Here is a 25,029-nt window from a genome sequence, read left to right as displayed (position 1 = left end):
ACGTCCTGTAAAGAGGGCGTCATGCAGACGGAAACTCTCATTGTGGGCGGCGGTCTCGCCGGGCTGAGCCTGGCGGACAGGCTGGAACGCGCGGGCCATGACTGGCTTTTGGTGGAACGGGCAGCACACACAGGGGGACGTATAAGAACCAGGCGTTTTGGCGGCGTGCCTGTTGATCTTGGGCCCGCCTGGATCTGGCCCGGACAACCGCGTTCCGCAGCCCTTGCCGCACGCCTTGGCCTCGATGTGTTTGCGCAATACAGCACCGGCACCGGCCTTTTCCAGCGGTCGGGGGGCCAGGTGCAAAAGGGGTTTGGTGCAGGCTCTATGCAGGGCTCTTTACGTCTTTCAGGCGGGATGCAGGGCCTGACGGATGGCCTGACAGAGGCGCTCCCGGAGGCACGCATCCTGAAGGGTTGCCCTGTCCTGCACCTGGCGCGCGCGGCGCAGGGAATTGTCGCAGACACAGCAGACAAACAGATCACCGCACAGCGGGTGGTGATGGCCCTGCCACCCCGGATCGCAGCGCAGGACATCATCTTTGCCCCCGCCCTGCCGGAGCCTATGCAAAGGACAATGGCAGCCGTGCCCACGTGGATGGCCGGTCATGCAAAAATCGTCGCGGTCTGCGAACGCGCCTGGTGGCGCGAAGCGGGTCTCTCGGGTGATGCGATCAGCCAGCGCGGGCCGATGGTCGAAATCCATGATGCCTCGCCCGCAGATGGCAGTGGTTTTGCCCTTTTTGGCTTTGTCGGTGTCCCGGCTGCAGCGCGCGCCGAACACCAGGCAGAGATTCTTCATCTGGCGCAAGAACAACTGGTCGCGCTCTTTGGCCCGCAAATGGCAAAGGGCGTGACACTGCATATGGAAGACTGGGCGCAGAACCCTCATGTGGCGACTGCGGCAGATCACATTCCGCCGGCACAGCATCCGGCCTATGGCACCCCGCATGAACTGCGGGACGTCTGGGATGGTCGCATGATCTTTGCCTCATCCGAGATGGGCGAGGATTTCGGTGGCTTTCTCGAAGGCGCCCTGGAGGCGGCAGAACAGGCCGCCGCCCGGATACTCTGAGCTCAGTCGCCCTGCCATTCGGGCATGGGTTCCTTGGCGATAAAGGCATCGATGCCCGCGCGCGTATCGCGTGCCATCATGTTCTCTGCCATCGTCCGGCCTGCATAGTCATAGGCCTCTTCCAGCGTCATTTCCGCCTGAGCGTAAAAGGCGCGTTTACCCGTGCGCACCGCGACTGGTGCTTTGCTGACAATCTGTTCTGCCATGGCCCGGGCGGCGGTGCCCAGATCATCGGCCGGAACAACCCGGTTGATCAGACCCATGTCCGCCGCGCGCGCCGCCGGAATGAAATCCCCCAGCAACAGCATCTCCATCGCCTGTTTGCGGGTCACATTGCGCGACAGGGCCACCATCGGCGTCGAGCAGAACAATCCGATGTTCACGCCCGACGTGGCAAAGCGCGCATCCTCTGCCGCGACCGCCAGATCACAGGTGGCCACCAGCTGGCATCCCGCCGCTGTGGCAATCCCCTGCACTTCGGCAATGACGGGTTGTGGCAGCTTCACGATCGACAGCATCATCCGTGAACAGCGCGCAAACAGATCGTTGAAATAGGCCTGACCGCCATCCGCATCCTGCCGCCGCAGGGTCATTTCCTTGAGGTTGTGACCGGCACAGAAATGGTTGCCCGATCCGCGCAGGATCACAGCCTTGACCGCTGCGTTCTGCGCCAGCCCGTCCCAGGTTTCCTGCAGTGCCGCCAGGACCTCTTCCGACAGGGCGTTCATGGCCCGCGTGTTATTTATCGTGACGGTGGCGATGCCATCCGCAATGGAAAGAAGAACGGGACTGTCGATTTCGGACACGGGGGGTGCCTCCTGCCGCTGATTTTGTCCCGCGCAGGATGGCACCGCCAGCGTCAGGTTTCAAACGCTTATCCCCGGGCGCTTTGCCGGCCGTCGCGCAGGGTCGGACCGGGTGCAGTCCGGTTGCCCTGATGCCACAGAACATGCGGCACCGGATCCTTGCTCCGGAACAGAAAAAGCCGGGCAATCTGCCAGTAAGACCGGTAGGCATAACCGCCGTTCCGTTCCAGAAAAGCGGCGCGGCGCGCGCGATAAAACCCGCCCAGGCGGTACCAGGCCAGCTGCGGACAGGCATGGTGCACCGCATGCAGGTTGTTGTTGAGAAAGAGAAAAGCCAGAACGCCCCTGTCCTCGATGATCACGCTGCGGCAACGGGCGCGTTCATGGGCACGGTGCTCCAGAAAGGTGCGTATTTTCAGCACTGACAGGCTGGCCCAGGCCGCTGCCACATAGACCCACAGCGCCATGTCCGCCACCAGCACCCACCACAGGCCAACCGGCACCAGGCCGCCGAGATGAAAGAGCCAGGCCCGCAGAACAGCGCGGTCACCGCGCAGCGCAGCGCGCAGATCCGCCAGATAAAACGCGCCCGTGCTGATGGCAGGACCAATCAGCATCCGGCCCAGCAGTGTGTTGTTCGCCCGGTACACCGCCTGCCGCAGCGGCGTCCATTCCGCCCAGACGACAGGGTCCACAAAGTTGGTCTCCGGGTCGTCATAAGGGTCTGTCAGATTGGGGTCGTGATGGTGCGCCAGATGCGTGTCGCGGAACCGCAGATAGGGTATAAAAAGGCCAAGTGCGGGGAAAACCAGCGCCGTATTCAGCCGTGCATCCCGAAAGGGATGGCCATGCAGTACCTCGTGACTGAGCGAGGAATAAAGCGTCAGAACCAGCACCAGCAGAACACCGGACAGAGCAGGGCCCAAAGCCTGTGAATACATGGTGGTCAGCGCAAAACCGGCATAGCATATCGCCGCAACACCAAGTGTGGGCCATTCGGTGCGGGTGTTCTCAGGGCAGTCAGGAGCAGTCAATTTCCGGGTCTTTCGCAGGTATGGTCCGTGATCGGTCCAAAGCGATTTTCCTGCATCACGGCACCATCAGACAAGCGCATGAGTCTGCAACACAAAGATTACTTATGCGGCAAATAGGTATGTTTGTTGTATTTTCGTTTCAAAATTGCATATATGCGACATATGGATAAGCGCGATCTCTCTGTTCAGTTCCGCAAGCGGCTGCGGCAGGTTCTGGAGTCGCATGTCGAGGGCAAAGCCCATTTCATGGCGCAGACCGGGCTGGACCGCTCAGCGCTCAGCCAGTTCCTCAGCACCTCTTCTGACCGCCTGCCCCGCGCAGAGACCCTGCGGCGTATCGCGCAGACCAGCGGCGTGTCGGTGGACTGGCTGCTGTGTCTGGAGAACGCCCGCGAAGGCCGCCAGGAAGTCGCCGGCAGTGTCGAGATCGAGCGCGAAACCCTGGCCGATGGCTCCACCCCGCTGGATCAGTGGCGCAGCGAAGCCGCGGGTTTCAAACTGCGCTACGTGCCCTCGACCCTGCCGGATATGATCAGCCTGTCGCCCGAAACCATCACGGACGAGCCCGCGGATGCGCGTGGCGGAGGTGTGGAAAACGTGCTGGGGCATATCTCGCTCGATGACATGGATGTGGAAATTGCGATGCCCATCCAGACGCTGCAGGATCTTGCCGCGCGGTCCGGGCTGTGGCGGAACACCCCGGCCCGCCAGTGCCGTCACCAGCTGTTTCACATGGCGCGCATCTGCGAGCAGACGTATCCCGCGCTGCGTCTGCACCTCTATGATGGCAGCAAAACCTATTCCGCGCCCTTCACCGTCTTTGGCAAGCAGCGCGTGGCGCTCTATATCGGAGAGGCCTATCTGGTGGTCAGCAGCCCCGAGCAGGTGCGGGGCTTTGCGCGACAGTTTGACCGGCTGGTCCGATCCGCAATCGTCAGCTCGGATCAGGTCGGGCTGACGCTGGAACGTCTGGCGCAATCGGTCAAAACCTACTGACGCAACGCCTCAGGCATTGTTCAGCGTGGCACGCGCGATCACCACCTTTTGCACGTCAGAGGCCCCTTCGTAGATCCGCAGCGCCCGGATCTCGCGGTAGAGACGTTCCGGCACCGATCCGGTCTGCACCCCTTCGCCACCAAACAGCTGCACGGTTTTGTCGATGACCTGCTGCGCCTGGTCGGTGGCAAAGAGCTTGGCCATCGCCGCCTCGCGCGTGACCCGTTCCGCGCCGGTATCCCGCGTCCAGGCCGCGCGGTAGACCAGCAATGCAGCAGCATCCACATCCAGCGCCATGTCCGCAATATGGCCCTGCACCATCTGCATCTCTGACAGGGGCGCGCCGAATAATTCCCTTGTGCGCACCCGCTCCAGCGCCGCGTCCAGCGCGCAGCGCGCAAACCCCAGAGCCGCAGCCGCCACAGTAGAGCGGAAGACATCAAGCACGGACATCGCAATCCGGAACCCCTGCCCCGGCGCGCCGATCAGCGCCCCGGCATCCACCCGCACATTGTCAAACGACAGCCGCGCCAGCGGGTGCGGCGCCATCACCTCCAGCCGTTCTGCGACGTGCAGTCCGGGCGTATCCGCAGGCACCAGAAAGGCAGAGAGGCCCCTGGCACCCGGTGCCTCGCCGGTGCGGGCAAAGACGGTGTAAATATCCGCGATCCCGCCGTTGGAGATCCAGGTTTTCTCGCCGTTCAGCACAAACCCGTTGCCATCCTGCGCGGCAGACAGGGCAATATTTGCCACGTCAGAGCCTGATTTAGGCTCGCTCAGCGCAAAGGCGGACAGCGCCTCGCCCGCGCGCGTCCGGTGCAGCCAGGCGCGTTGTTCCTCACTGCCAAAGAGCGACAGTGCGCCCGTCCCCAGCCCCTGCATCGCAAAGGCAAAATCCGCGAGACCGTCGTGGCGCGCCAGCGTTTCGCGGATCAGGCACAGGCTGCGCACATCCAGCGCGCCGGGCGCGTCCGGGTCCACTGCAGAATGGGTCAGCCAGCCGCCCGCACCCAGCCGTGACACCAGATCGATACAGGCCGCATCCACGTCCCGGTGGTCAATCCCGGCCAGGTTTGTCCCGCACCAGGCGTCCAGCGCATCGGCCAGTTCCCGGTGGCGCTCCTCAAAAAACGGCCATGTCAGAAAACTGCGGTCACTCATCTGTATCTCTCCCCGCTGGCCGGTTCAGTCACCCTGAAACACCGGCTTTTCCCGCGCGACAAAGGCCTCATAGGCGCGGCGGAAATCTTCGGTCTGCATACAGATGGCCTGGGCCTGGGCCTCTGCCTCGATTGCCTGATCCAGCGTCATGTTCCATTCCTGGGCCAGCATAGTTTTTGTCATCATATGCGCAAAATTCGGACCTTCCGCGATGCGCTGCGCCAGGGCCACCGCCTCGGCCTCCAGCGCGTCAGGCCCGACCAGACGGTTGAAAAACCCCCAGCGTTCGCCTTCCTCTGCGCTCATCGAGCGCCCGGTATAAAGCAGCTCGGCGGCGCGCCCCTGCCCGATGATCCGGGGCAGCATGGCACAGGCACCCATATCACAGCCCGCCAGCCCGACCCGCGCAAAGAGAAACGCGGTCTTTGCCTGGGGCGAGCCGATCCTGAGGTCGGATGCCATGGCAATTATAGCCCCAGCACCGACACAGATTCCGTCAACGGCTGCGATCACCGGCTTGCCGCAGGCCAGCATTGCCTTGACCAGGTCACCGGTCATGCGGGTGAACTTCAACAGGTCCTTCATGTCCATGCCCACCAGCGGCCCGATGATGTCATGCACATCGCCGCCCGAGCTGAAATTGCCGCCATTAGAGCCAAAAACCACCGCGTTGATCTCCGGATCGTCGCGCAGGTCCCGGAACCAGTCGCGCAGCTCTGCATAGCTCTCAAAAGTCAGCGGGTTCTTGCGGTCGGGCCGGTCCAGCGTGACAACAGCCACCTCTCCCTGGCGCGTCAGGCGAAAATGTTCAGGCATCAGGTGTCATCCTCTGCTTTTTCTGCGATCCGGCCCAGGCGCGAATGAACGGTTGCCAGACCCTGCGCCCCGATGGGCGAGAGCAGCTCATCCACCCAGACCTCATGTACCGCCGCCATCTGATCAAACTGCGTGCGGCCCCGTTCTGTCAGAACAACCCGCATGGCGCGCCGGTCGCCCTCTACCGCGCGGCGCTCGACCAGTTCATCGGAAACCAACCGGTCCACAATACCGGTGACATTGCCATTGGAGACACGCAGCACACCGCTCAGATCACTCATCTTCATGCCCTCTTCACTGCGGCGCAGCGCGGCCATGACGTCAAACCGCGGCAGGGTAATATCCCATTCCAGGCGCATCCGCTCGCGCAGTTCCGCCTCGATCATACGGGTGACTTTGAGCATCCGCAGCCAGACACGCAGGCGGTCCTTGCTCAGATCAGAGGGGATTTGGGTCTGACCTGTCACATCACTTCTCCACCAGAGACAGACAACGCCTGGCCGGTCACAGCACTGGCACCATCCCCCGCCAGCCAGAGCACGGCATCCGCCACTTCTGCCGGATCAACAAACCGGCCCTGGGGGTTGCCTGCGGTCAGGGCGGCCTCGGCCACTGCGCGGCTGCGGCCTGTCTGCTGCATGATATTCTCCACCGTTTCCTGCAGCATCGGCGTGTCGGTGAACCCCGGGCAGACCGCGTTCACGGTCACGCCGGTCTGCGCCAGTTCCAGCGCCAGAGACCGGGTCAGCCCGACAACCGCATGTTTTGCCGCCACATAGGCACTGACATAGGCGTATCCCTTCAGCCCCGCGGTCGAGGCGACAGAAATCAGCCTGCCGCCCCCCGCCTTTTTCATCGCAGGCAGGGCCGCGGCACAGATGTTGAACACACCAAACAGGTTCACGTCCAGCATGGCCTGCAGGTCGCCACCGTTCATCCGGTGAAATGGTTTCGAAACCGCAGCACCTGCATTGGCCACCACGATCTGCGGGTGCCCGGCGGCGGCGATCATCGCTTCGCAATCGGCGGGGCGGGTCACATCCCCTGTCACGGTGCGCATGCCCGCGTGGGTTCTGGCCGTCTGCTCCAGAACATCGGCGCGCCGTCCGCTGATCCAGACCTCTGCGCCTGCTCCGGCCAGCGCCCGGGCAATCGCGGCCCCAACGCCCGTGCCGCCGCCCGTGACCAGGGCGCGCTTTCCGCTCAGGTCCGTCATACGCGCAGGTCCCCCTCGGCGGCTTCCTTGTCGGCCAGCCGCCAGGCCTGGTCGCGCCCGGCCTGATAGGGGGCAGGCCAGCTTTCTGCCCGGTCACCCAGCGCGGTTGCCGTACGCAGGAGCCAGTAGGGATCAGACAGATGCGGACGCGCCAGACACACCAGATCGGCCCGCCCGGCCATCAGAATGGAATTCACATGATCCGCCTCGAAAATATTGCCCACGGCCATGGTCGGCAGGCCGGTTTCGTTGCGGATACGGTCCGAAAACGGCGTCTGGAACATGCGGCCATAGACCGGCTGGGCCTCGGCCGAGGTCTGTCCGGCGGACACGTCACAGATATCCACGCCGTGCTCCTGGAACGCCCGCGCAATGGCCACCGCGTCCGCAGGGGTGATGCCCGTCTCGCCCATCCAGTCGTTGGCCGAGATGCGCACCGACATGGGCCGGTCTGCAGGCCAGGCCGCCCGCATGGCGTCAAACACCTCCAGCGGATAGCGCAGTCGGTTTTCCAGCGACCCGCCATATGCGTCCGTGCGCCGGTTCTGCAAGGGCGTGATAAAACCCGAGATCAGATAGCCATGTGCGGCGTGCAGCTCGATCATATCAAAACCGGCGCGCGCGGCACGTTCGGTCGCCTGGACGAACTGCGCCTTTACCCGGTCCATGTCGTCGCGGGTCATGGGCCGCGGGGTCGCATTCCGCCCGGTCCAGGGCACGTCAGAGGCGGCGATCAGCGGCCAGTTTCCATCGTGCAGCGGCGCGTCCATCTCCTCCCATCCGACCTGGGTAGAGCCCTTGGCCCCGGCGTGGCCGATCTGCAGACAGACCTTTGCGTCACTTTCGGCGTGGATGAAATCCACGATCCGTTTCCAGGCCGCTTCCTGAGCGTCGGTCGCGATACAGGGACACCCCGGCGTGATGCGCGCATCGTCACTGATACAGGTCATTTCCGTGTAAACCAGCCCCGCGCCGCCCTTGGCACGCTCGCCGTAGTGCACCAGATGCCAGTCGGTCGGCAGACCGTCCACGGCCTTGTACTGCGCCATCGGCGAGACCACGATCCGGTTTTTCAGCGTCATCTCCCGCAACCGCCAGGGCGCAAACATCGGGTGCCGCACAGGGGCGTTCTCTCCCACACCGGCCTCCGTCTGAAACCAGCGCTCTGCCGCCCTGAGCCAGTCCGGATCCCGCGCACGCAGATTCTCGTGGCTGATCCGCTGCGACCGGGTGAGCAGGGAGTAATTGAACTGCACCGGGTCCAGATGCAGATACCGTTCGACCTCCTCGAACCACTCCAGCGAATTGCGCGCCGCCGACTGCAACCGCAGCACTTCGATGCGCCGTTCATCCTCATAGCGGGCAAAGGCGGCAGCCCTGTCCGCTTCCTCCGTCAGGCAATCTGCCAGGGCCACCGCTGATTCAAGCGCCAGTTTGGTGCCGGAGCCGATGGAAAAATGCGCCGTCGCAGCAGCATCGCCCATCAGCACGATGTTGTCATGGTGCCAGCGCTCGCAGAGCACGCGCGGGAACTGAATCCAGGCAGATCCGCGCACATGGTTGGCGTTTGACATCAGAGCATGACCGTCCAGATGCTGCGCAAAAATCGCCTCGCAGGTGGCAATGCTTTCTTCTTTGGACATCTCGCCAAAGCCCCAGGCCGCCCAGGTCTCCTCGCTGCATTCCACGATGAAAGTCGCCGTGTCAGGGTCGAACTGATAGGCATGGGCCCAGACCCAGCCATGCTGTGTTTTCTCAAAGATAAAGGTAAAAGCGTCGTCAAATTTCTGGCGCGTGCCCAGCCAGGTAAACTGGCATTTCCGGATGTCTGTCTGCGGGCGGAAAGAGTCGCTGAATTCCTGCCGTGTGCGGGAGTTCAGCCCGTCGGTCGCCACCACCAGATCATAATCTGCCGCCAGGGCCGCAGCACTCTCCACCGGGCTTTCAAACTGCAGATCAACCCCCAGCTCGCGCGCACGCTCCTGCAGCAGGATCAGCAGCTGCCGCCGCCCGATGCCACAAAACCCGTGGCCGGACGACACGGTGCGCACACCCTGGTGGATCACCGCAACATCATCCCAATAGGCAAAGTGGCTGCGGATCAGCGCAGCACTTTTGGGGTCATTGTGTTCCAGGTTGCCAAGCGTTTCGTCAGACAGAACCACACCCCAGCCAAAGGTGTCATCCGGACGGTTGCGTTCGAAAACGGTGATCTCATGCGCCGGATCCCGCAGCTTCATCGAGATCGCAAAATAGAGGCCGGCCGGACCGCCTCCCAGACAGGCTATTCTCATGGGGCACCCGCGATTGATTCACGCGGTCCAGCCTATCCGACACTCAGATTGTTTCAAGCATAAAATTTTTATGTATAAAATTATTTTGCCACCAGGAAACTTTCCATCCGGGGCCGCATTTCTTCAGGCCAGGGCACCGGACGTCCGGTCTTCATATCAACCGATACCAGCACCGGGGTCGCGGTCATCCGCAGTTCGTCGCCGCAATGCGCCTCGACCATCAGATGCGCCGAGGTACGGCCCAGTTTCTGCAAGGTCAGCCGCCATGTCAGCACATCGCCCATGCGGCTCGGAGCGGAAAATTCCGCACCAATAGAGACAGTTGGCACCCCATGACCCCGTTTCAGATGCATCTGCGCAAAGGAATAACCCAGGCCTGCTTCGTGCCATTCCTCCACGGTCTGGTTCACCATCTCAAAGTAACGCGGATAGAAAACGATCCCCGCCGGGTCACAGTGCTGGAAAAGAACTTTTATGTTGTGCTGGAAAATGTTGCTCATCTCCTCCATGTGAGCCCCGGCCCGCCGGTATTCAAGGGCGGCGCTCTGCCGCAAGGTCCGCAAGGATCGGACAATCGGGCCGGTCATTCCCGGCGCAGGCATCAATCAGATGTGCCAGCGTGTCCCGCATGTCGGTCAGTTCGGCGCGTTTGCGGTCGATCTCTTCCAGATGCGCGCGGGCGATGGTTTTCACATCCGCACTGGCGCGGTCCCGGTCACTGTAGAGCTGCAGCAGGCTGCGGCAGGCCTCTATGGAGAACCCCAGCGACCGCGCGCGCCCCAGAAAGGCCAGCCTGTGGCGGTCGGTCTCGCTGAACCAGCGGTAGCCATTGCCTTTCCGGCCCGGGGTGATCAGGCCGATGTCCTCATAATACCGGATGGTTTTCACCGGCAGCCCGGTGGCTGTTGCAACGTCGCTGATGTTCATACCGGATCTCCTGACAGGCGTCTCAGACGCAGCGCATTGCTCAGCACGAAAACACTCGACAGGGCCATGGCGCCAGCGGCCAGCATGGGCGACAGCAACCAGCCCGTCAGCGCAAAAAACACACCCGCCGCCACCGGGATCAGCGCCACGTTATACCCAAAGGCCCAGAAAAGGTTCTGCCGGATGTTCCGCATGGTCTGTTCAGACACATGGATGGCGCGCAACACGCCCAGCGGATTGCCGGACATCAGCACCACATCCGCCGCCTCGATTGCCACATCTGTGCCTGTGCCGATGGCGATACCTACATCGGCAGCAGCCAGTGCCGGGGCGTCATTGATCCCGTCCCCGACAAAGGCGAGCGTGCCCGGGGTGCCGCGCAGGCGGTGCAGGGTCTCGGTCTTTTCCGCGGGCAGAACCCGGGCCGCGACCGTATCAATGCCCAGCTCTGCGGCAATAACCGATGCGGCTTCCTCGCTGTCACCGGTCACCATCGCCACCCGCACACCGCGTTTTTTCAGCCCCGCAATCAGTGCTCCGGCCCCGGGGCGGATGGCATCGGACACGGCCAGCAGCGCCAGGGGCTGCCCGTCAGACGCAGCATAAAATACCGTCTGGCCGCGGGCCTCGCAGGTGGTGCGGTCACTGTCAAAGCCGCTGACATCCACGCCCTGCTCCTGCATCATCCGCGCAGACCCGATCAGGATCCGGTGGCCTTCCACCATGCCGGTAATCCCCATGCCATCCTGAGCTGCAATCTCCGAAGCAGCGGGCAGGTCCAGCGCTGCCTCCTGCGCGGCCGCCAGGATCGCCCGGGCCAGCGGGTGCTCGGACCGTGCCTCCAGTGCTGCAATCAGGGCCAGGGCCCGGTCTTTCTCAAACGTCGGGGCCACAGACAGCGACTGCAGCACCGGGCGTCCTTCGGTCAGGGTGCCGGTTTTGTCAAAAACCACCACATCCACTGCGGCCAGCGATTGCAGGGCGTCGCCCTTGCGGAAAAGCACGCCCATTTCAGCCGCGCGGCCAATGGCCACCATCACAGAGGTCGGTGTCGCCAGCCCCATCGCACAGGGGCAGGCAATGATCAGAACCGAAACACCCGCCACCAGCGCATAGGACAGCACCGGTGCCGGCCCCAGCACCAGCCAGGCCAGCACGGTTACCAACGCGACCGCCAGAACCGCAGGCACGAACCACAGCGTGATCCGGTCCACCAGCGCCTGCACCGGCAGTTTCGAACCCTGCGCGGACTGGACCAGCCGGATGATACCCGCCAGAACCGTGGCCTCGCCCACCGCTGCGGTCTCCAGCGTGACACTGCCCGAGCCATTGACCGTCCCGCCGGTCATCGCATCGCCCGGGCGCTTTTCGACGGGCAGCGGCTCTCCCGATATCATCGCCTCGTCCGCGGTTGTTGTGCCTTCGATGATCACCCCGTCCACCGGCACACGTTCGCCCGGACGCAGCAGCACATGATCCCCGGTGCGGATCTGCTCCACCGCGATTTCGGTTGCCTGGCCATCGCGCATCACCTGGGCTGTAGGCGGGCGCAGACCAACCAGCGCGCGGATCGCAGCACCCGTCCGCCCGCGCGCGCGGGCCTCCAGCCAGCGCCCGGTCAGGATCAGCGTGACAATCACCGCTGCCGCCTCGAAATACACGCCCTGCGACATCGCGGGGAAAAGCCCCGGCGCCAGCATGACCACCACCGAATAGATCCACGCCGCCGAAGTACCCAGCGCCACAAGACTGTTCATGTCCGGTGCGCCTTTGATCAGCGCGGGAAAGCCATCGGCAAAAAAGCGACGCCCGGGCCAGGCCAGCACCAGCGTGGTCAGCACCCCCTGGATCAGATGGTTCGTGTTTCGCCCGATCATCTCGCCCAGCTGCGGGAAAATATGGCTGCCCATCGCCAGCACAAAAACCGGCAGGGTCAGCACGGCAGCAACCAGCGTCATGCGCTGCAGGTCGCGCCCCGCGGCCTCCAGCCGTGCGCCCAGTTCTGCGGCATCTGCCTCTGCGCGGCGTGCGGGATAGCCTGCGTCATTCGCAGCGCGGATCAGCGTGCCCACCGAGGCATCCCCCGTCACGGTCGCGGTATCGGTTGCCAGGTTCACGGAGACCTCTGTCACACCGGTCACCGCCGCCAGGGCACGGTCCACCCGCCCCACACAGGAGGCACAGTTCATTTTCTCGATGGAAAGCGTAACGGTCTGGGACACGGGGCGCGGCACCTTTGCAGGAGAGTTACCCTCTACATAAGGGTTCCAGTCACTGGAAGGTCAAGGACCGCGCGTCGCTTTTCAGACTTTGGCGTCTTCTTTGCCGGTGGCCTCACCGGTATCGCCTGTGCCGTCATCTGCGTCAGGTACCAGTTCCGCGTCCTCGATCCCGTCGTCAACCGTGGTTGCGGGCACCGTTCCGGCTGCTGTGCCATCCGCCAGTGCGCCAACAATCAGCGGCAGCATCTGCACACCGCCCGGCATGGCCATTTCCGCATCCGGCGGACGTTTCCAGGCCAGCGTGTCAAAGCTCTCGCAATTCTCGCAGATCGGGCCCCATTCGGCATGGATATGCTGGCAGTTGTCACAGATCCACTGCGGGCCGCGTGACACGGTCACCGCACGGGCCAGCCAGCCACGGACAATCGCATCATCCGCGCCCTCGCCCCGTTCAATCGCCGCCATCAGCGTGACAGAACGCGCGGTCGGATCGCTTTCCGCCAGATCACCCAGCGCGCGCCGGGCCTCGGGGAAATCCTCATTGGCGATATGCAGCTCCGCCAGCAGCATTTTCGTCTCCGGGTTGTCCGGCGCGGTCCGCGTGAGCGCCATAAACCGCTTAAGCCGCTGCGCCGGGGTTTCATCCGGTTCAATTTCGGCAAAGGCGGCCGCCAGATCCGGGTGCGGCTGGACAGCCCAGGCTTTTTTCAGCAGACGCATGGCCAGTTTCGGCTTTTGCTGTTCGATATAGCTGCGCGCGGCCATTGCGGCGGCGGGCACCAGATCGGGCGAGAGCTTGCTGGCCTCGATGGCCTTTTCCTGCACCTCAATCGAGCTTTCATCAGACAGGATTGTTTTGGCCTCGGACAGGGCCAGGACCGCATCGCGGCGGCGGTGCACGTCGCGCGGCAGGCTGCCATGTTTCAGCTTGGCACTCAGGGTCTGCCGCGCACCGGCCCAGTCTTCTTTCTGGGCCTGAAGCCGCAGCAGAACGTCCTGTGTTTCCTCATGCTTTGGCTTGATGGCAAAAGCCTTCTCCGCCAGTGCCAGCGCGGTATCCGTATCCCCGTCCTCCAGCTTCTGACGCATGATCCCGCGCACACCGACAAAACGTGTGGCACTGTTGGCCACCAGCTTTTTATAGGTTTCCTCCGCTTTGCGACGGTCGCCCGCCATCTCGGCGGCCTGAGCGGTCAGCAGATTGGTCAGCTCTGGTTTGTTGAGGTATTTGTCGGCCTTGGCCGCTTTGCTCATCGCAACGCGCCCCTCGCCGCTGGCCAGCGCCATCAACCCTTCGGACAGGGCGTCAAACCCTTTGCGCTCGCGGTTGCGGTCAAAATACCGCGACAGGGCGGTCTCGTCCCCGTTCAGGAACCGCCAGGTCGCCACCAGCAGCGACAACAGTTTGAGCAGGATCCAGACCGCAACCACCAGGGCGATCACGGCAATCACCGACTGCAACGGACCGAATGTATATTCGCTGCCCATCACGGTGATCTGAACACCACCTTCGCTTTCCAGCAGATACCCGGCGCCCAGCGCCATTGCAGCCACCGCGGCGACGAACAGGATTATCTTAATCAGAGACCACAACATATTCGTCTTCCTCAGTTACTTTGCAGGCTGTCAGAGAGCGTACTGGCCGCATCCCGTGCAGCACTGCGGGCTTCGGCGGCACTCAGCCAGTCCTGCATGGCGGCGCGCGCAGGTTCAGGCAGGGCCTGCATTTCGCTCAGCGCCGTGCTCAGGTCGCCCTGACGTACCGCCGCCTCTGCGCGGGACAGAACCGCATCCGGGTCATTGCCCTCGCGCGGTGTGATGGACCGGGCACTCAGCTGACGGCGCAGAAATCCGCCAATGCCCTCAACCTCGCTCTCGGGCACTTCCGACCGCGCAGCAGACAGGGCCCGGCGTGCGGCATCAGGAAAGCTTTCGCGCAGGGCGGCCATTGTCGGCACCCCTTCGGCAGCGGCTGTTTTCAGCGCCTCAGGCACCTCGACCGGCACCACTTCTTCCAGCGCGTCCAGCTCCGGCGCAAAGGCCTCGCCGGTGTCTACCGCCGTCACAACGCGGGTCAGCGCGGCCTGGGCCAGAATGCGCTGTGCTTCACTGCGCGCCGCATTGGCCGCATCATCCGCGCGGGCATTCAGGGCCGCAATCTCTGCCGTCTGTGCTTCCAGCGCCGCCTGTTGCGCATCCAGTACAGACTGCAGAGCGGCAATATCTTCCGATCCGACATCAGGCTGCGGCGCATCCACAGCGACCGGGCGCGCTTCGAGCGCATCAATACGCGCGGTGATACCCTCGATGCTGGTGTTGATGGCATCCAGCGCCTCGTTCACCGAATCCAGATCAACCGGTGTTTGTGGTTCGGGCACAGGGCGCGCTTCCAGCTCGGCCAGCCGGGCGTCCTGCGCACCGGCAGCTGCCTCCAGCCCCGCCATCTGCGTTTCAACCTCGGTCAGATCCACCGAACCACGCTGCATCGACGCGGGCAGCCAGGCGTCGAGCTGATCGCCGCGTCCGGCAATAAACCCGATCATCGCTGCGATCACACCGCCAAAAACCGCAGGCCACATGCTGCCGCGCTCAATCACTTCCTGGCGGACGGGCACGGGCTGGGTCTGCTGGGGTTCGGGCTCTGGCTCCGGTTCCGGGGCTGTCTCTTCCCGGGCGTCCTCCGCTTCGGCGGCCGCTGCTGCCTCCGCATCGGTCACATCATCTGTGGTGTCCCCGGCCTCGAGGATCTCACCGTCCAGGATCTCCTCCTCCGGCTGCACAGCATCAGGTCGCGTGTCAGCGTCCGCCTGCGCCTCCTTTGCCTGATCATCCGTGTCAGATGTATCCGCCTCTTTTGCGTCCAGTGGCTCTGGGGCATCGTCCGGGGCGGTCTCCGCCTCTGTGCCGGCGCTCTCTTCAGCGGCGTGCGCGGTTTCGGCGGTTTTCTCCGCTTCCGGCGCGTCGCCTGTGCTGTCTTCCTTTGGCTCGGTAACCTCTTCTGTCCCGGTTCCGGCACGCAGGTCTTTGTCTTCGGTCTTGTCGTCCGATTTGCGTGATTTGGCCAAACTATCCACCCCTGAATCGATTCTCCGCCCGCAGGCAGCACCCGGAAAGCATACTCCGCCGCCTGTTTACCCTCAACCCGGACGGGCGTCCGACACCAGGTTTTCTATACAGGCGATCACAGACTGCGCATCCGGCCACGCCGATATTAACTGTTGCGCAAAAGGGGCTTGTCCAGTGGCGCGCGCCACGGCGGCGCTCAGAAACACCGCCCGGACAGCCCGGGGTGCCGCACATTCAGCTGCAAAATGCGCAGCCGTCCGGGGTGAAAAAAGCGGCACGATCACCGGACCACCCCGGCCCAGCGCGGCCTGCGCAGGCGCGCTCAGCGGCAAGAGCGGCTGATCATAGACGGCAACGCGGCGGATGTTCAGACCGGCGGCAGCCAGCTTTTCCGCCACATCGCCCCGGGTGTGCACACCGCTGAAATGCACGATTCGTCCCGCCGGGGCCCCCCGCGTCAGTCTCGCGACCAGCGCACGGGAATCGGCACCGGCCCCGACCGCGTCCCAGCCCGCTGCACGCGCCTGCGCCGTTGTCGCATCACCCACACACCAGGCCCGGCGCCCTGCAGGCGGCGGCCCGTGGCGCACCCCGTTGGCGGAGGTGAAAACAGCCGCATCCGCCGGGTCGCTGCCTTCACTGAATGGTACGGGCACGATCCCCAGCAGCGGGCTGTGGATGATCTCCAGCCGGGCGCGCAGCTCTTCTGGCAGTATTTTGACAAACGCCTCTGCAGCCCCCTCCGGCCTGGTCAGAATCATCGGCACCCGCGCGTTCACCATGGCCCCCCGCCATTGTTTAACCCTGCCGCCGGTGTTACCTGCGGCCCATTGATCATGCAACGGGAACGCGATGTGACCACCCCCTGCACCCTCCTCGCCATAGAGAGCAGCTGTGATGATACAGCCGCCGCCATCCTGCGCCGGGATGACACGGGGCAGACCCGTATTCTGTCCTCGGTTGTGCGCTCGCAGACCGGGCTGCACGCGGCCTTTGGAGGTGTGGTGCCCGAGATTGCCGCCCGCGCCCACGCCGAGGCGCTGGACATCTGTGCCGAAGAGGCCCTGAGTGCGGCGGGCCTCACCATCCGTGACATCGACGCCTTTGCCGTCACCGCAGGCCCCGGGCTGATCGGCGGCGTGGTCTCTGGTGTGATGTGCGCCAAGGGGCTGGCGATGGCCACGGGCAAACCGCTTTACGGGGTCAACCACCTGGCCGGGCACGCGCTGACCCCCCGGCTGACCGATGCGGTGCCCTATCCCTATCTGATGCTGCTCGTCTCCGGCGGGCACTGCCAGTTTCTGCTGGTGACCGGGCCGGACGGGTTTCAGCGTCTGGGCGGCACCATCGACGACGCCCCGGGCGAGGCCTTTGACAAAGTCGCGCGGCTGCTTGGCCTGCCCCAGCCCGGCGGGCCATCGGTGGAGGACCAGGCCAGGGCGGGCGATCCCGCGCGTTTCTCCCTGCCCCGGCCTCTGCTCGATCGTCCCGGCTGTGATCTCTCTTTCTCCGGGCTCAAGACGGCGGTGCTGCGCACCCGCGATGCGGTGGCCGCTGAAAAAGGCGGGCTGACCCGGCAGGATGTGGCCGATCTCTGTGCCGGGTTTCAGGCCGCAGTCTCTGATGTACTGGCCGAAAAAACCCGCCGCGCGCTGGCGCTGTGCCGCGCGCAGACCGAGGCACCTCTGACGCTCTGTGTGGCAGGGGGCGTTGCCGCAAATCAGTCTCTGCGCCGCGCATTAGAGACTGTAGCAGCAGAAAGCGATGCCGCCTTTACCGCGCCGCCGCTGGCGCTCTGTACGGACAATGCCGCAATGATCGGCTATGCCGCTCTGGAGCAGATGGCGCTGGCCCCGCCTGCGGATATGACCCTCTCTGCCCGGCCCCGCTGGCCGCTGGATCAAAGCAGCCCGGCAATGCTGGGCAGCGGTAAAAAGGGCGCCAAGGCATGAGTGTTTCGGTTCTGGGATCAGGCGCATTCGGCACCGCTCTGGCGCTCTCGCTCGCCGGTCAGATGCCTGTCACCCTCTGGGCCCGCGATGCCGGCCACGCACAGCAGATGCAGACCGAGCGCTGCAACCGCCGCAGGCTGGGCGATTTTGCTTTTCCGGAAACTCTGACCGTCACTGACGATCTGCACAGCACCGCGCAGGCCGACACGCTCCTGCTCGCCCTGCCCCTGCAACAGCTGCGCGGGTTTCTGACCGGCGCGGGTGACGCTCTGAGCACACAGACCCTGGTCGCCTGCTGTAAAGGGATGGAGCTGCGCAGCGGTGCAGCCCCGCATGAAATCATCGACCAGACCCTGCCCCATGCAACACCGGCCATTCTCACCGGCCCCGGCTTTGCCCGGGACATCGCCGCCGGGCTGCCCACAGCCATGACGCTGGCCTGCGCCGACCCGGGCCAGGCCTCCCGCCTTCAGGCGCTGCTCTCTGGCGCGACCCTGCGCCTTTACCGCAGCACCGACATGACGGGGGCGGCACTGGGCGGTGCGCTGAAAAACGTGGTGGCCATTGCCTGCGGTGCGGCCATGGGCGCGGGCCTGGGCGAAAGCGCACGTGCAGCACTGATGACCCGCGGCAATGCCGAAATGGCGCGCCTTGCTGAGCGGCGCGGTGCCGATCCGGCCACCCTGTCGGGCCTGTCGGGCTTTGGCGATCTGGTGCTCACCTGCACCTCGGAACAGTCGCGGAATTATCGCTATGGCCTGGCAATCGGTGCAAGCCGGTCCTTTGACCAGAACACGACCGTCGAGGGGGCAGCAACCGCCCTTGCCATGCACAGTGTTGCACAGGAAAATGACCTCGACCTGCCGATCACATCCGCGGTAGCCGGTCTTGTGGAAAACCGTCTTGATGTGGCAGAGGCGATGTCGCGCCTGCTGTCGCGCACCCTGAAAGAGGAATAATGAGATGCTGATCGCCCTGATTGCCCGTGACAAACCCGGCGCGCTGAGCCTGCGCCAGGAAAACCGGCCCCTGCACGTCGAATACCTCAAATCCGGACCCGCCGTGCAACAGGCCGGGCCGCTGCTGGACGGTGCCGGGCAGATGTGCGGCTCGCTCATTGTGCTCGATGTGGCCGATATGGCCGAGGCCGAGGCCTGGGCGGCGAATGATCCCTATGCCAGGGCCGGGCTTTTTGAAAAGGTCGAGCTGATCCCCTGGAACCGGGTGATCGGCTGATGGCGTACTGGCTGTTTAAATCCGAACCTTCCACCTGGAGCTGGGACGACCAGGTCGCCAAAGGGGACGCCGGAGAGGAATGGGACGGCGTGCGCAACTATCAGGCACGCAATTTCATGCGCGAGATGAAAAAGGGCGATCTGGGCTTCTTCTACCACTCGCAAAAGGAAAAATCCGTGGTCGGCATTGTCGAGGTCATCGCAGAGGCGCACCCCGACAGCACCACCGACGATGACCGCTGGGAATGTGTGGACATCAAAGCGATCAGGCCGGTGAAAACGCCCGTCACCCTCGACCGGATCAAAGAAGAGCCAGCGCTTGCTGACATGATCCTGGTGCGCAATTCGCGCCTGTCGGTCCAGCCTGTCACCGCCGCCGAATGGGACGTGGTCTGCAAGCTGGCCGGAATTTCAGACTAGGCCGGGCCCGGTTTTCCGGGCACCATGCAGGCATCAAAAACTGCAGGGAGCGGGATTATGGGATTTTTGAGCGTCCTGGCGGCAGGGATCGCCGGTTTTGCCTTTGGCGCGGTCTGGTACACGGTGCTGGCCGATAAATGGATGGCGGCCTCGGGTGTGCCGCTGGATGAAAACGGTGTGCCGGCCAACCGGTCGGACCCTGTACCCTATGTCACGAGCCTGCTGGGCGCCATTCTTGTGGCCGGAATGATGCGGCATGTGTTCCAGTTGAGCGGGATCGACACTGCAGGCAAGGGGCTGATTTCCGGGCTGGGCATCGGGCTCTTTCTGGTCAGCCCCTGGATCGCGACCTTTTACAGCTTTGGCGCGCGGCCAAAATCACTGATCCTGATCGACGGGGGCTATGCCACCTTCGGCTGTGCCGTGATCGGGCTGGTACTGATGCTGCTGTAACTGGAAAAAGGGTTCCGGCACACCGCCAGAACCCCTTTTCACCCCATCGCGCTCCCATACCCACGCGTGTCTCTGAAACTGGTCCTGGCCATACTGGCCGGATGCCTCATACATACCCGCAGTGCGCGAAAAACCCAAGCAATCAATAGATTAAATACAACTCAAATGGAAAACGCCCCACTCAGAGCGGGGCGTTCCAATCAGAAAAGTCCACTGATATCAGCTGTAAACGGACTCTTTGCCGAAGTGTTTGGTCAGCATGTAATAGACAACCGCACGGTATTTGTTGCGCTCGGATTTGCCGTAGGTCTCGATCACCTTGTTGATCGCTTCCATCAGCTCCGGACCATCCGCGAGGCCAAGCTTCTTCATCAGGAAATTGTTTTTCACTGTTTCCAGCTCTGATGCCTGGCTGCCCGCAACCGTGGAGGCGTCGGCGTCATAGATCGCCGGGCCGCAGCCAATGGTCACTTTTGTCAGCAGATCCATGTCCGGCGACATGCCGCATTTGTTTTTCAGGTCATCCGCATACTGCGCAATCAAATCGTCCCGTTTACCCATAATAGGTCTCCCACCTTAAATTTCAGACCGCTCCCCGCGATCCCGGATGAGACTAATGATATATCTTCTTTCACAAAAGGGTGTTTTTCAGAAAGAAATTCCCCTGTGCGGGGAACCGCCGGTAACATTCTTCTGCCGCGTCGCAAATCACTCGGAACAGGGGACCGGTCTGCGCCGGGAAATGCGGTGCCGTCAGGTGCCGGGCGGGGCCACCAGCAGCCACAGCCAAACGCCGACCAGCGCCAGCGGCACACCAAGCCCGCCGACAAGGCCCATCCGCGGAATCATCGGGCTGTGGGGCAGTATGATATCAAATGCCTGCGGGTTCTGGTCACCGGCATAGGCGCCCTGTTCCGCCTTGGCCCGCCACTGGCGGCTGCGCCAGACGGCCGCCAGAACAGAGATCAGCACAAGCGCGCAGATCACGACGCCCAGAACCGGAATGACAGGGTAATAGACCGACGCGCCAATGCCGCCCTGCCGGGCCCCCAGCGTCAGCGGTACAAAAAGAAAGGCCTGGCTGGTGACCAGCCAGTTGACGCGCGCGTTGATCAGCGACAGCTCAAACTGGATCTCGCTGCGGATATAGCGGTAGATCGCATCGTTTTCCGCCGAGCGTTCCACGCGCGCGTCCTGCATATCAGTACCGGTAGTGTTCCGGCTTGAACGGGCCTTCGGGCTTCACACCGATATAAGCCGCCTGGTCCTTGTCCAGCTGGGTCAGCTTCACACCGATCCGGTCCAGATGCAGGCGCGCGACCTTTTCATCCAGATGCTTGGGCAGGATGTAGACGTCGTTTTTGTACTCATCGCCTTTGGTCCACAGCTCGATCTGCGCCAGAACCTGGTTGGTGAAAGAGGCGGACATCACAAACGACGGGTGGCCGGTGGCATTGCCGAGGTTCAGCAGACGGCCCTCGGACAGCAGGATCAGACGGTTGCCATTCGGCATCTCGATCATGTCCACCTGTTCCTTGATGCTGGTCCACTTGTGGTTCTTCAGCGCGGCAACCTGGATTTCATTGTCAAAGTGGCCGATGTTGCCGACAATCGCCATGTCCTTCATCTCGCGCATGTGCTCGATGCGGATCACGTCCTTGTTGCCCGTGGTGGTGATAAAGATATCCGCCGACCCGACGACATCTTCCAGCAGCACAACCTCAAAGCCGTCCATCGCGGCCTGCAGCGCACAGATCGGATCCACTTCGGTGACCTTCACGCGGGCACCGGCACCGCGCAGAGAGGCCGCCGAGCCTTTGCCCACATCGCCGTAGCCCATCACAACGGCAACCTTGCCCGCCATCATGGTGTCTGTTGCACGGCGGATGCCGTCGACCAGCGATTCCTTGCAGCCGTATTTGTTGTCGAACTTCGACTTGGTCACGGAATCATTCACGTTGATCGCGGGGAAGGGCAGCTGGCCTTCACGCACCAGTTCATACAGACGGTGCACACCGGTTGTTGTCTCTTCGGAAACACCGACGATCTGGTCGCGCATTTTCGTGAACCAGCCGGGGCTTGCTTCCATACGCTTTTTGATCTGCGCCTTGATCGCAACTTCTTCCTCGGATCCAGGGACGGGGATGATCTCTTCGCCAGCCTCAGCGCGCGCGCCCAGCAGGATATACAGCGTCGCGTCACCACCGTCGTCCAGGATCAGGTTCGGGCCTTCCTCAAACAGGAACGACTTGTCCAGATAGTCCCAGTGCTCTTCCAGGCTCTGACCCTTGATCGCAAAGACCGGCGTACCACCTGCCGCAATCGCCGCCGCAGCATGGTCCTGGGTGGAGAAGATGTTGCACGAAGCCCAGCGCACATCTGCGCCCAGCGCCACCAGTGTCTCGATCAGAACAGCGGTCTGGATCGTCATGTGCAGCGAGCCAACGATGCGCGCGCCCTTCAGCGGCTTGCTCTCACCATATTCTTCGCGCAGCGCCATCAGGCCCGGCATTTCCGTCTCGGCAATGTCGAGTTCCTTGCGGCCGTATTCTGCCAGCGCGATGTCTTTTACAATATAGTCATTGGCCATGTTCAAAGGGTCCTGTTCCTACGGGTTTTGCGGGCAGATAACACCACCGATACGGCAACACAATGCGACACCACCTACCGCAGGTAACGAATCCTGAACGCGGGCCAGGCCGGACTGTTTGAATCCCGGACAAGCCGCCGCTACACCGGGCAGGAGGGAAGGGGACGAGGTATGGCAGCAAAACCCAGAGCGTGGCAGCGGATGTTATCGGGCCGCAGGCTTGACCTGCTGGACCCGACGCCGGTGGACATCGAGATCGAGGATATCGCCCACGGGCTGGCCTTTGTTGCCCGCTGGAACGGGCAGACGGTGGGGGATTATGCCTATTCCGTCGCCGAGCATTCCCTTTTGACAGAGACGATTTTCAACCGGATCGCGCCCAGAGCACCGGCAAAATGGCGGCTGGCCGCCCTGCTGCATGACGCGCCCGAATATGTGATCGGCGACATGATCTCTCCGGTCAAGGCGGCGGTCGGCCCGGGGTATGGCGCGCTGGATGACCGGCTGATGGCGGCGGTGCATCTGCGTTTTGGCCTGCCTGCCAGCCTGCCGGTCGCCGTGAAAAAGCAGATTAAAAAGGCCGACAAGATCAGCGCCTGGATGGAGGCCGTACAGATCGCCGGTTTCTCCGAGACCGAAGCCTCAAAGTTCTTTGGCAAGCCCGACCCGGCCCTGATGCAGGGTCTGTCCATTGTGCTGCGCCCGCCGGTGGAAACCCGCCAGGCGTTCACCGCCCGTCACGCCGAATTGCTGGAGGAGATGGGATGATCAACGTTCGCCCGGCGATGGCGCTGGATACCGGGTCTATGGCGCGTCTGCTGAACGCCATCATCGAAAAGGGCGGTACAACGGCGCTGACCCGGCCCGTCACCGGCGCGGATATCGCCGAATGGATGGCGTCAGAGGCCGACCGCTCGGCCTGGCATGTGGCGCTGGACGCGCACGAAGAGGTTGTGGGCTTCCAGTGGATCGCCCCGCACGACCAGCTCCCACCCGAGGCGGTGGATATCGCCACCTTTGTGCAGGTCGGGCGCACCGGTCTGGGCATCGGCTCGGCGCTTTTTACCGCGACGGCAGCGGCGGCAAAGCGGCTGGGTTATGTCTGGATCAATGCCACCATCCGCGCCGATAACACCGGCGGGCTGACCTATTACCAGAGCCGCGGTTTCCGCGACTGGGCCTTTGACGCGGACGTTCGGCTGGACAGCGGCCAGGTGGTGGACAAGATCAGCAAACGCTACGACGTCTGAGACGATTAAAGCCCCCGGCCTTTAACCTGAGACATCCAACCGTTCTGCAAATGCGCCGCCTCCGTGGGGGCGGACCGGCGCGGCGCAACAGTGCCTGTTGCGCGGGTGTTTTGATCTGCGCGGTGTATTTCAGGTCAAAGGCCGGGGGCTTTAACTTGTATTAACGCGGCGTGGTCCCACCGTCCGCCGCGCACCGACGTTTTACCGACGTGATACCGATGCCGCACGGACGCCGGAAATCAGCGCGGCGAACGTTTGGCCAGAATGCGCTGCAGGGTGCGTCTGTGCATGTTCAGACGACGCGCCGTTTCGCTCACATTCCGGTCGCACAGTTCGAACACGCGCTGGATATGTTCCCACCGCACACGGTCCGCACTCATCGGGTTTTCCGGGGGTGGGGGCAGGTCGTCGCCCCGCGCCAGCAGGGCATTGACAATGTCCGCTGCATCCGCCGGTTTCGACAGGTAATCCACCGCACCGATCTTGACCGCCGCGACGGCCGTCGCAATGGCGCCATACCCGGTCAGAACGACCACGCGGGCATCGGGGCGTTTGTCCTGCAGCACCTCGACCACGTCGAGCCCGTTGCCATCTTCCAGCCGCAGATCAACCACGGCAAAAGCCGGGGGCCGGGCTGTCGCAATGGCACGTCCCGCCGCAACAGAGCCCGCCGTCTCGACCTCAAAGCCACGCTTTTCCATGGCCTTGGCAAGACGACGCAGAAAGGGCTCGTCATCATCCAGCAGCAGAATGCTGCGGTCCGCCCCGGGTTCAAGATCAATCATGTCTGGCATATGCGGCGCGCTCCCTGATTTTTATTATTGCGCAATTATATGAAGCGCTCCGCACCTCAGGTCAAATGCCACTGCGCAATTATGCAAAAAAATCAGGCGTTTTCGACAAAGCAGGCAACGGTATCTGCCATCTGCTCCGGCGTTGTTTCACGGCGGAAAAACTCCACAAAACCCTGCTCGGGCAGGACCAGATAGCTGAAGGTCGAATGGTCCACCAGATAGTATTCATCGCCGCTGTCGTGGGCTTTGTAATAGGTTCTGTAGGCTTCGCTGGCGGCTTTGATCTGCGCCTCCGAGCCGGTCAGACCGATCATGCGTTCATGCAGGTTAAAGGCAAAATCGCCCACCACCTCCGGCGTATCCCGGGCGGGGTCCACGGTGATAAAAACAGGCGTCGTGCTGATCCCGCGTCCGGCCAGAACATCGACGGCTTCGGCATTGCGCGCAGTGTCCAGCGGGCAGACATCCGGGCAGAAGGTATAGCCGAAATAGATGATCGAAGGTTCGGTAATCACGTCCTTGTCGGTCACCGTCTCGCCCGCCGCATTCACCAGTTCAAACGGTCCGCCGATCGAGCCCGCACCACCCGCAATCTGGCTGGCCCGGCACTGCGCAAACTGGTCCCCGTTCGGTTCAGGCTGTGATACAAACCAGAATACACCGGCGAAAACGGCGATGCCAAGAACAGCAAGCGGGGCAATCAGACGCGGGTTCATCACACTC

Annotated in this window: 27 protein-coding genes; 9 read left to right on the top strand and 18 right to left on the bottom strand. The window is 63.1% G+C overall.

From position 1 onward, the window contains the following. Positions 1-21 precede the first annotated feature (21 nt). Positions 22-1,074, top strand: coding sequence for an FAD-dependent oxidoreductase (locus Q1A34_RS08785; protein WP_300033119.1), 1,053 nt, complete (start codon positions 22-24; stop codon positions 1,072-1,074). 2 nt (positions 1,075-1,076) lie between these two features. Here Q1A34_RS08785 and Q1A34_RS08780 read toward each other — a convergent pair whose 3' ends face one another. Beyond that, on the bottom strand, positions 1,077-1,880 hold the full coding sequence (locus Q1A34_RS08780) for an enoyl-CoA hydratase (RefSeq protein ID WP_300033117.1): 804 nt from the start codon (positions 1,878-1,880) through the stop codon (positions 1,077-1,079). Positions 1,881-1,948: 68 nt separating this feature from the next. Next, positions 1,949-2,914, bottom strand: a complete 966-nt coding sequence (locus Q1A34_RS08775; protein WP_300033114.1) for a fatty acid desaturase — start codon at positions 2,912-2,914, stop codon at positions 1,949-1,951. A gap of 162 nt (positions 2,915-3,076) precedes the next feature. On the opposite strand from Q1A34_RS08775, the gene Q1A34_RS08770 reads away from it, so the two are divergent. After that, on the top strand, positions 3,077-3,910 hold the full coding sequence (locus tag Q1A34_RS08770; RefSeq protein ID WP_300033112.1) for a transcriptional regulator: 834 nt from the start codon (positions 3,077-3,079) through the stop codon (positions 3,908-3,910). A gap of 9 nt (positions 3,911-3,919) precedes the next feature. Here the strand turns inward: Q1A34_RS08770 and Q1A34_RS08765 are convergent, their stop codons facing one another. From Q1A34_RS08765 to Q1A34_RS08715, 11 genes are all read right to left on the bottom strand, one after another. After that, positions 3,920-5,071 carry an acyl-CoA dehydrogenase family protein gene (locus tag Q1A34_RS08765; RefSeq protein WP_300033110.1) on the bottom strand — a complete coding sequence of 384 codons (1,152 nt, stop codon included), beginning with the start codon at positions 5,069-5,071 and terminating at the stop codon, positions 3,920-3,922. 24 nt (positions 5,072-5,095) lie between these two features. Beyond that, a complete protein-coding gene (locus Q1A34_RS08760; protein ID WP_300033108.1) occupies positions 5,096-5,887 on the bottom strand; it encodes an enoyl-CoA hydratase family protein in 792 nt (263 codons plus the stop codon). Continuing rightward, on the bottom strand, positions 5,887-6,291 hold the full coding sequence (locus Q1A34_RS08755; RefSeq protein WP_300034097.1) for a MarR family transcriptional regulator: 405 nt from the start codon (positions 6,289-6,291) through the stop codon (positions 5,887-5,889). The genes Q1A34_RS08760 and Q1A34_RS08755 overlap by 1 nt, the downstream gene beginning before the upstream one ends. A gap of 59 nt (positions 6,292-6,350) precedes the next feature. Further along, on the bottom strand, positions 6,351-7,103 hold the full coding sequence (locus tag Q1A34_RS08750) for an SDR family NAD(P)-dependent oxidoreductase (protein ID WP_300033107.1): 753 nt from the start codon (positions 7,101-7,103) through the stop codon (positions 6,351-6,353). Continuing rightward, positions 7,100-9,397, bottom strand: coding sequence for a bifunctional salicylyl-CoA 5-hydroxylase/oxidoreductase (locus Q1A34_RS08745; RefSeq protein WP_300033105.1), 2,298 nt, complete (start codon positions 9,395-9,397; stop codon positions 7,100-7,102). The genes Q1A34_RS08750 and Q1A34_RS08745 overlap by 4 nt, the downstream gene beginning before the upstream one ends. A gap of 80 nt (positions 9,398-9,477) precedes the next feature. Then, on the bottom strand, positions 9,478-9,897 hold the full coding sequence (locus tag Q1A34_RS08740; RefSeq protein WP_300033103.1) for a thioesterase family protein: 420 nt from the start codon (positions 9,895-9,897) through the stop codon (positions 9,478-9,480). Positions 9,898-9,928: 31 nt separating this feature from the next. Further along, complete coding sequence (cueR, locus tag Q1A34_RS08735; RefSeq protein WP_300033102.1) at positions 9,929-10,324, bottom strand: Cu(I)-responsive transcriptional regulator; 396 nt, start codon at positions 10,322-10,324, stop codon at positions 9,929-9,931. Continuing rightward, positions 10,321-12,546 (bottom strand): heavy metal translocating P-type ATPase, encoded by a 2,226-nt coding sequence (locus Q1A34_RS08730; RefSeq protein WP_300033100.1) that lies wholly within the window; start codon positions 12,544-12,546, stop codon positions 10,321-10,323. Before Q1A34_RS08730 ends, cueR begins: the two co-directional genes overlap by 4 nt. Positions 12,547-12,627: 81 nt before the next feature. Continuing rightward, a complete protein-coding gene (locus Q1A34_RS08725) occupies positions 12,628-14,142 on the bottom strand; it encodes a heme biosynthesis HemY N-terminal domain-containing protein (RefSeq protein WP_300033098.1) in 1,515 nt (504 codons plus the stop codon). Between the two features lie 11 nt (positions 14,143-14,153). Continuing rightward, entirely contained in the window at positions 14,154-15,620 is a 1,467-nt protein-coding gene (locus Q1A34_RS08720) for a COG4223 family protein (RefSeq protein ID WP_300033097.1), read from the bottom strand. A 63-nt stretch (positions 15,621-15,683) separates the two neighbouring features. Continuing rightward, positions 15,684-16,394 carry a uroporphyrinogen-III synthase gene (locus tag Q1A34_RS08715; RefSeq protein ID WP_300033095.1) on the bottom strand — a complete coding sequence of 237 codons (711 nt, stop codon included), beginning with the start codon at positions 16,392-16,394 and terminating at the stop codon, positions 15,684-15,686. A gap of 54 nt (positions 16,395-16,448) precedes the next feature. Between Q1A34_RS08715 and tsaD the strand changes: the two genes are divergently transcribed. From tsaD to Q1A34_RS08690, 5 genes are read left to right on the top strand one after another with little or no spacing between them, the layout of a single operon-like run. Further along, complete coding sequence (gene tsaD / locus Q1A34_RS08710; RefSeq protein WP_300033093.1) at positions 16,449-17,564, top strand: tRNA (adenosine(37)-N6)-threonylcarbamoyltransferase complex transferase subunit TsaD; 1,116 nt, start codon at positions 16,449-16,451, stop codon at positions 17,562-17,564. Then, positions 17,561-18,523, top strand: a complete 963-nt coding sequence (locus tag Q1A34_RS08705) for an NAD(P)H-dependent glycerol-3-phosphate dehydrogenase (protein ID WP_300033091.1) — start codon at positions 17,561-17,563, stop codon at positions 18,521-18,523. Before tsaD ends, Q1A34_RS08705 begins: the two co-directional genes overlap by 4 nt. 4 nt (positions 18,524-18,527) lie before the next feature. Then, positions 18,528-18,800, top strand: a complete 273-nt coding sequence (locus Q1A34_RS08700) for a YciI family protein (RefSeq protein WP_300033089.1) — start codon at positions 18,528-18,530, stop codon at positions 18,798-18,800. Further along, the gene (locus tag Q1A34_RS08695) at positions 18,800-19,219 is read left to right on the top strand and encodes an EVE domain-containing protein (RefSeq protein ID WP_300033088.1); all 420 of its coding nucleotides are present in this window, start codon (positions 18,800-18,802) and stop codon (positions 19,217-19,219) included. Before Q1A34_RS08700 ends, Q1A34_RS08695 begins: the two co-directional genes overlap by 1 nt. A 57-nt stretch (positions 19,220-19,276) precedes the next feature. After that, positions 19,277-19,672: a DUF1761 domain-containing protein gene (locus Q1A34_RS08690; RefSeq protein ID WP_300033086.1), complete on the top strand. Its 396-nt coding sequence runs from the start codon at positions 19,277-19,279 to the stop codon at positions 19,670-19,672. A gap of 219 nt (positions 19,673-19,891) precedes the next feature. On the opposite strand, the gene Q1A34_RS08685 is transcribed toward Q1A34_RS08690, so the two are convergent. The 3 genes from Q1A34_RS08685 to ahcY form a co-directional block, all read right to left on the bottom strand. Further along, a complete protein-coding gene (locus Q1A34_RS08685; RefSeq protein ID WP_300033084.1) occupies positions 19,892-20,233 on the bottom strand; it encodes a DUF2853 family protein in 342 nt (113 codons plus the stop codon). A 192-nt stretch (positions 20,234-20,425) separates the two neighbouring features. Then, a complete protein-coding gene (locus Q1A34_RS08680) occupies positions 20,426-20,872 on the bottom strand; it encodes a hypothetical protein (protein WP_300033082.1) in 447 nt (148 codons plus the stop codon). Between the two features lies 1 nt (position 20,873). After that, the gene (gene ahcY / locus Q1A34_RS08675; protein WP_300033080.1) at positions 20,874-22,262 is read right to left on the bottom strand and encodes an adenosylhomocysteinase; all 1,389 of its coding nucleotides are present in this window, start codon (positions 22,260-22,262) and stop codon (positions 20,874-20,876) included. A gap of 171 nt (positions 22,263-22,433) precedes the next feature. Between ahcY and Q1A34_RS08670 the strand changes: the two genes are divergently transcribed. Next, positions 22,434-23,030, top strand: a complete 597-nt coding sequence (locus Q1A34_RS08670; RefSeq protein ID WP_300033078.1) for an HD family hydrolase — start codon at positions 22,434-22,436, stop codon at positions 23,028-23,030. After that, a complete protein-coding gene (locus Q1A34_RS08665; RefSeq protein WP_300033076.1) occupies positions 23,027-23,512 on the top strand; it encodes a GNAT family N-acetyltransferase in 486 nt (161 codons plus the stop codon). The genes Q1A34_RS08670 and Q1A34_RS08665 overlap by 4 nt, the downstream gene beginning before the upstream one ends. A gap of 239 nt (positions 23,513-23,751) precedes the next feature. On the opposite strand, the gene Q1A34_RS08660 is transcribed toward Q1A34_RS08665, so the two are convergent. Together Q1A34_RS08660 and Q1A34_RS08655 are read right to left on the bottom strand one after the other, a co-directional pair. Continuing rightward, on the bottom strand, positions 23,752-24,306 hold the full coding sequence (locus Q1A34_RS08660) for an ActR/PrrA/RegA family redox response regulator transcription factor (RefSeq protein WP_300033074.1): 555 nt from the start codon (positions 24,304-24,306) through the stop codon (positions 23,752-23,754). 92 nt (positions 24,307-24,398) lie between these two features. Then, positions 24,399-25,022 carry an SCO family protein gene (locus Q1A34_RS08655; RefSeq protein ID WP_300033073.1) on the bottom strand — a complete coding sequence of 208 codons (624 nt, stop codon included), beginning with the start codon at positions 25,020-25,022 and terminating at the stop codon, positions 24,399-24,401. Between the last annotated feature and the right edge of the window lie 7 nt (positions 25,023-25,029).

Source organism: uncultured Roseobacter sp. (assembly GCF_947491795.1).
Taxonomy (GTDB): Bacteria; Pseudomonadota; Alphaproteobacteria; order Rhodobacterales; family Rhodobacteraceae; genus Roseobacter.
The sequence above is the reverse complement of the archived record's forward strand: the minus strand, read 5'-3'. Positions and strand labels throughout refer to the sequence as shown.

Excerpts from the sequence above, each read along its gene's own strand:
- Q1A34_RS08785 (WP_300033119.1), top strand. The coding sequence starts at position 22 with ATGCAGACGGAAACTCTCATTGTGGGCGGCGGTCTCGCCGGGCTGAGC.
- Q1A34_RS08770 (WP_300033112.1), top strand. The coding sequence starts at position 3,077 with ATGGATAAGCGCGATCTCTCTGTTCAGTTCCGCAAGCGGCTGCGGCAG.
- Q1A34_RS08765 (WP_300033110.1), bottom strand. The coding sequence starts at position 5,071 with ATGAGTGACCGCAGTTTTCTGACATGGCCGTTTTTTGAGGAGCGCCAC.
- Q1A34_RS08760 (WP_300033108.1), bottom strand. The coding sequence starts at position 5,887 with ATGCCTGAACATTTTCGCCTGACGCGCCAGGGAGAGGTGGCTGTTGTC.
- Q1A34_RS08755 (WP_300034097.1), bottom strand. The coding sequence starts at position 6,291 with ATGCTCAAAGTCACCCGTATGATCGAGGCGGAACTGCGCGAGCGGATG.
- Q1A34_RS08750 (WP_300033107.1), bottom strand. The coding sequence starts at position 7,103 with ATGACGGACCTGAGCGGAAAGCGCGCCCTGGTCACGGGCGGCGGCACG.
- Q1A34_RS08745 (WP_300033105.1), bottom strand. The coding sequence starts at position 9,397 with ATGAGAATAGCCTGTCTGGGAGGCGGTCCGGCCGGCCTCTATTTTGCG.
- Q1A34_RS08740 (WP_300033103.1), bottom strand. The coding sequence starts at position 9,897 with ATGAGCAACATTTTCCAGCACAACATAAAAGTTCTTTTCCAGCACTGT.
- cueR (WP_300033102.1), bottom strand. The coding sequence starts at position 10,324 with ATGAACATCAGCGACGTTGCAACAGCCACCGGGCTGCCGGTGAAAACC.
- Q1A34_RS08725 (WP_300033098.1), bottom strand. The coding sequence starts at position 14,142 with ATGTTGTGGTCTCTGATTAAGATAATCCTGTTCGTCGCCGCGGTGGCT.
- Q1A34_RS08715 (WP_300033095.1), bottom strand. The coding sequence starts at position 16,394 with ATGGTGAACGCGCGGGTGCCGATGATTCTGACCAGGCCGGAGGGGGCT.
- tsaD (WP_300033093.1), top strand. The coding sequence starts at position 16,449 with ATGCAACGGGAACGCGATGTGACCACCCCCTGCACCCTCCTCGCCATA.
- Q1A34_RS08705 (WP_300033091.1), top strand. The coding sequence starts at position 17,561 with ATGAGTGTTTCGGTTCTGGGATCAGGCGCATTCGGCACCGCTCTGGCG.
- Q1A34_RS08700 (WP_300033089.1), top strand. The coding sequence starts at position 18,528 with ATGCTGATCGCCCTGATTGCCCGTGACAAACCCGGCGCGCTGAGCCTG.
- Q1A34_RS08695 (WP_300033088.1), top strand. The coding sequence starts at position 18,800 with ATGGCGTACTGGCTGTTTAAATCCGAACCTTCCACCTGGAGCTGGGAC.
- Q1A34_RS08690 (WP_300033086.1), top strand. The coding sequence starts at position 19,277 with ATGGGATTTTTGAGCGTCCTGGCGGCAGGGATCGCCGGTTTTGCCTTT.
- Q1A34_RS08685 (WP_300033084.1), bottom strand. The coding sequence starts at position 20,233 with ATGGGTAAACGGGACGATTTGATTGCGCAGTATGCGGATGACCTGAAA.
- Q1A34_RS08680 (WP_300033082.1), bottom strand. The coding sequence starts at position 20,872 with ATGCAGGACGCGCGCGTGGAACGCTCGGCGGAAAACGATGCGATCTAC.
- ahcY (WP_300033080.1), bottom strand. The coding sequence starts at position 22,262 with ATGGCCAATGACTATATTGTAAAAGACATCGCGCTGGCAGAATACGGC.
- Q1A34_RS08670 (WP_300033078.1), top strand. The coding sequence starts at position 22,434 with ATGGCAGCAAAACCCAGAGCGTGGCAGCGGATGTTATCGGGCCGCAGG.
- Q1A34_RS08665 (WP_300033076.1), top strand. The coding sequence starts at position 23,027 with ATGATCAACGTTCGCCCGGCGATGGCGCTGGATACCGGGTCTATGGCG.
- Q1A34_RS08660 (WP_300033074.1), bottom strand. The coding sequence starts at position 24,306 with ATGCCAGACATGATTGATCTTGAACCCGGGGCGGACCGCAGCATTCTG.
- Q1A34_RS08655 (WP_300033073.1), bottom strand. The coding sequence starts at position 25,022 with ATGAACCCGCGTCTGATTGCCCCGCTTGCTGTTCTTGGCATCGCCGTT.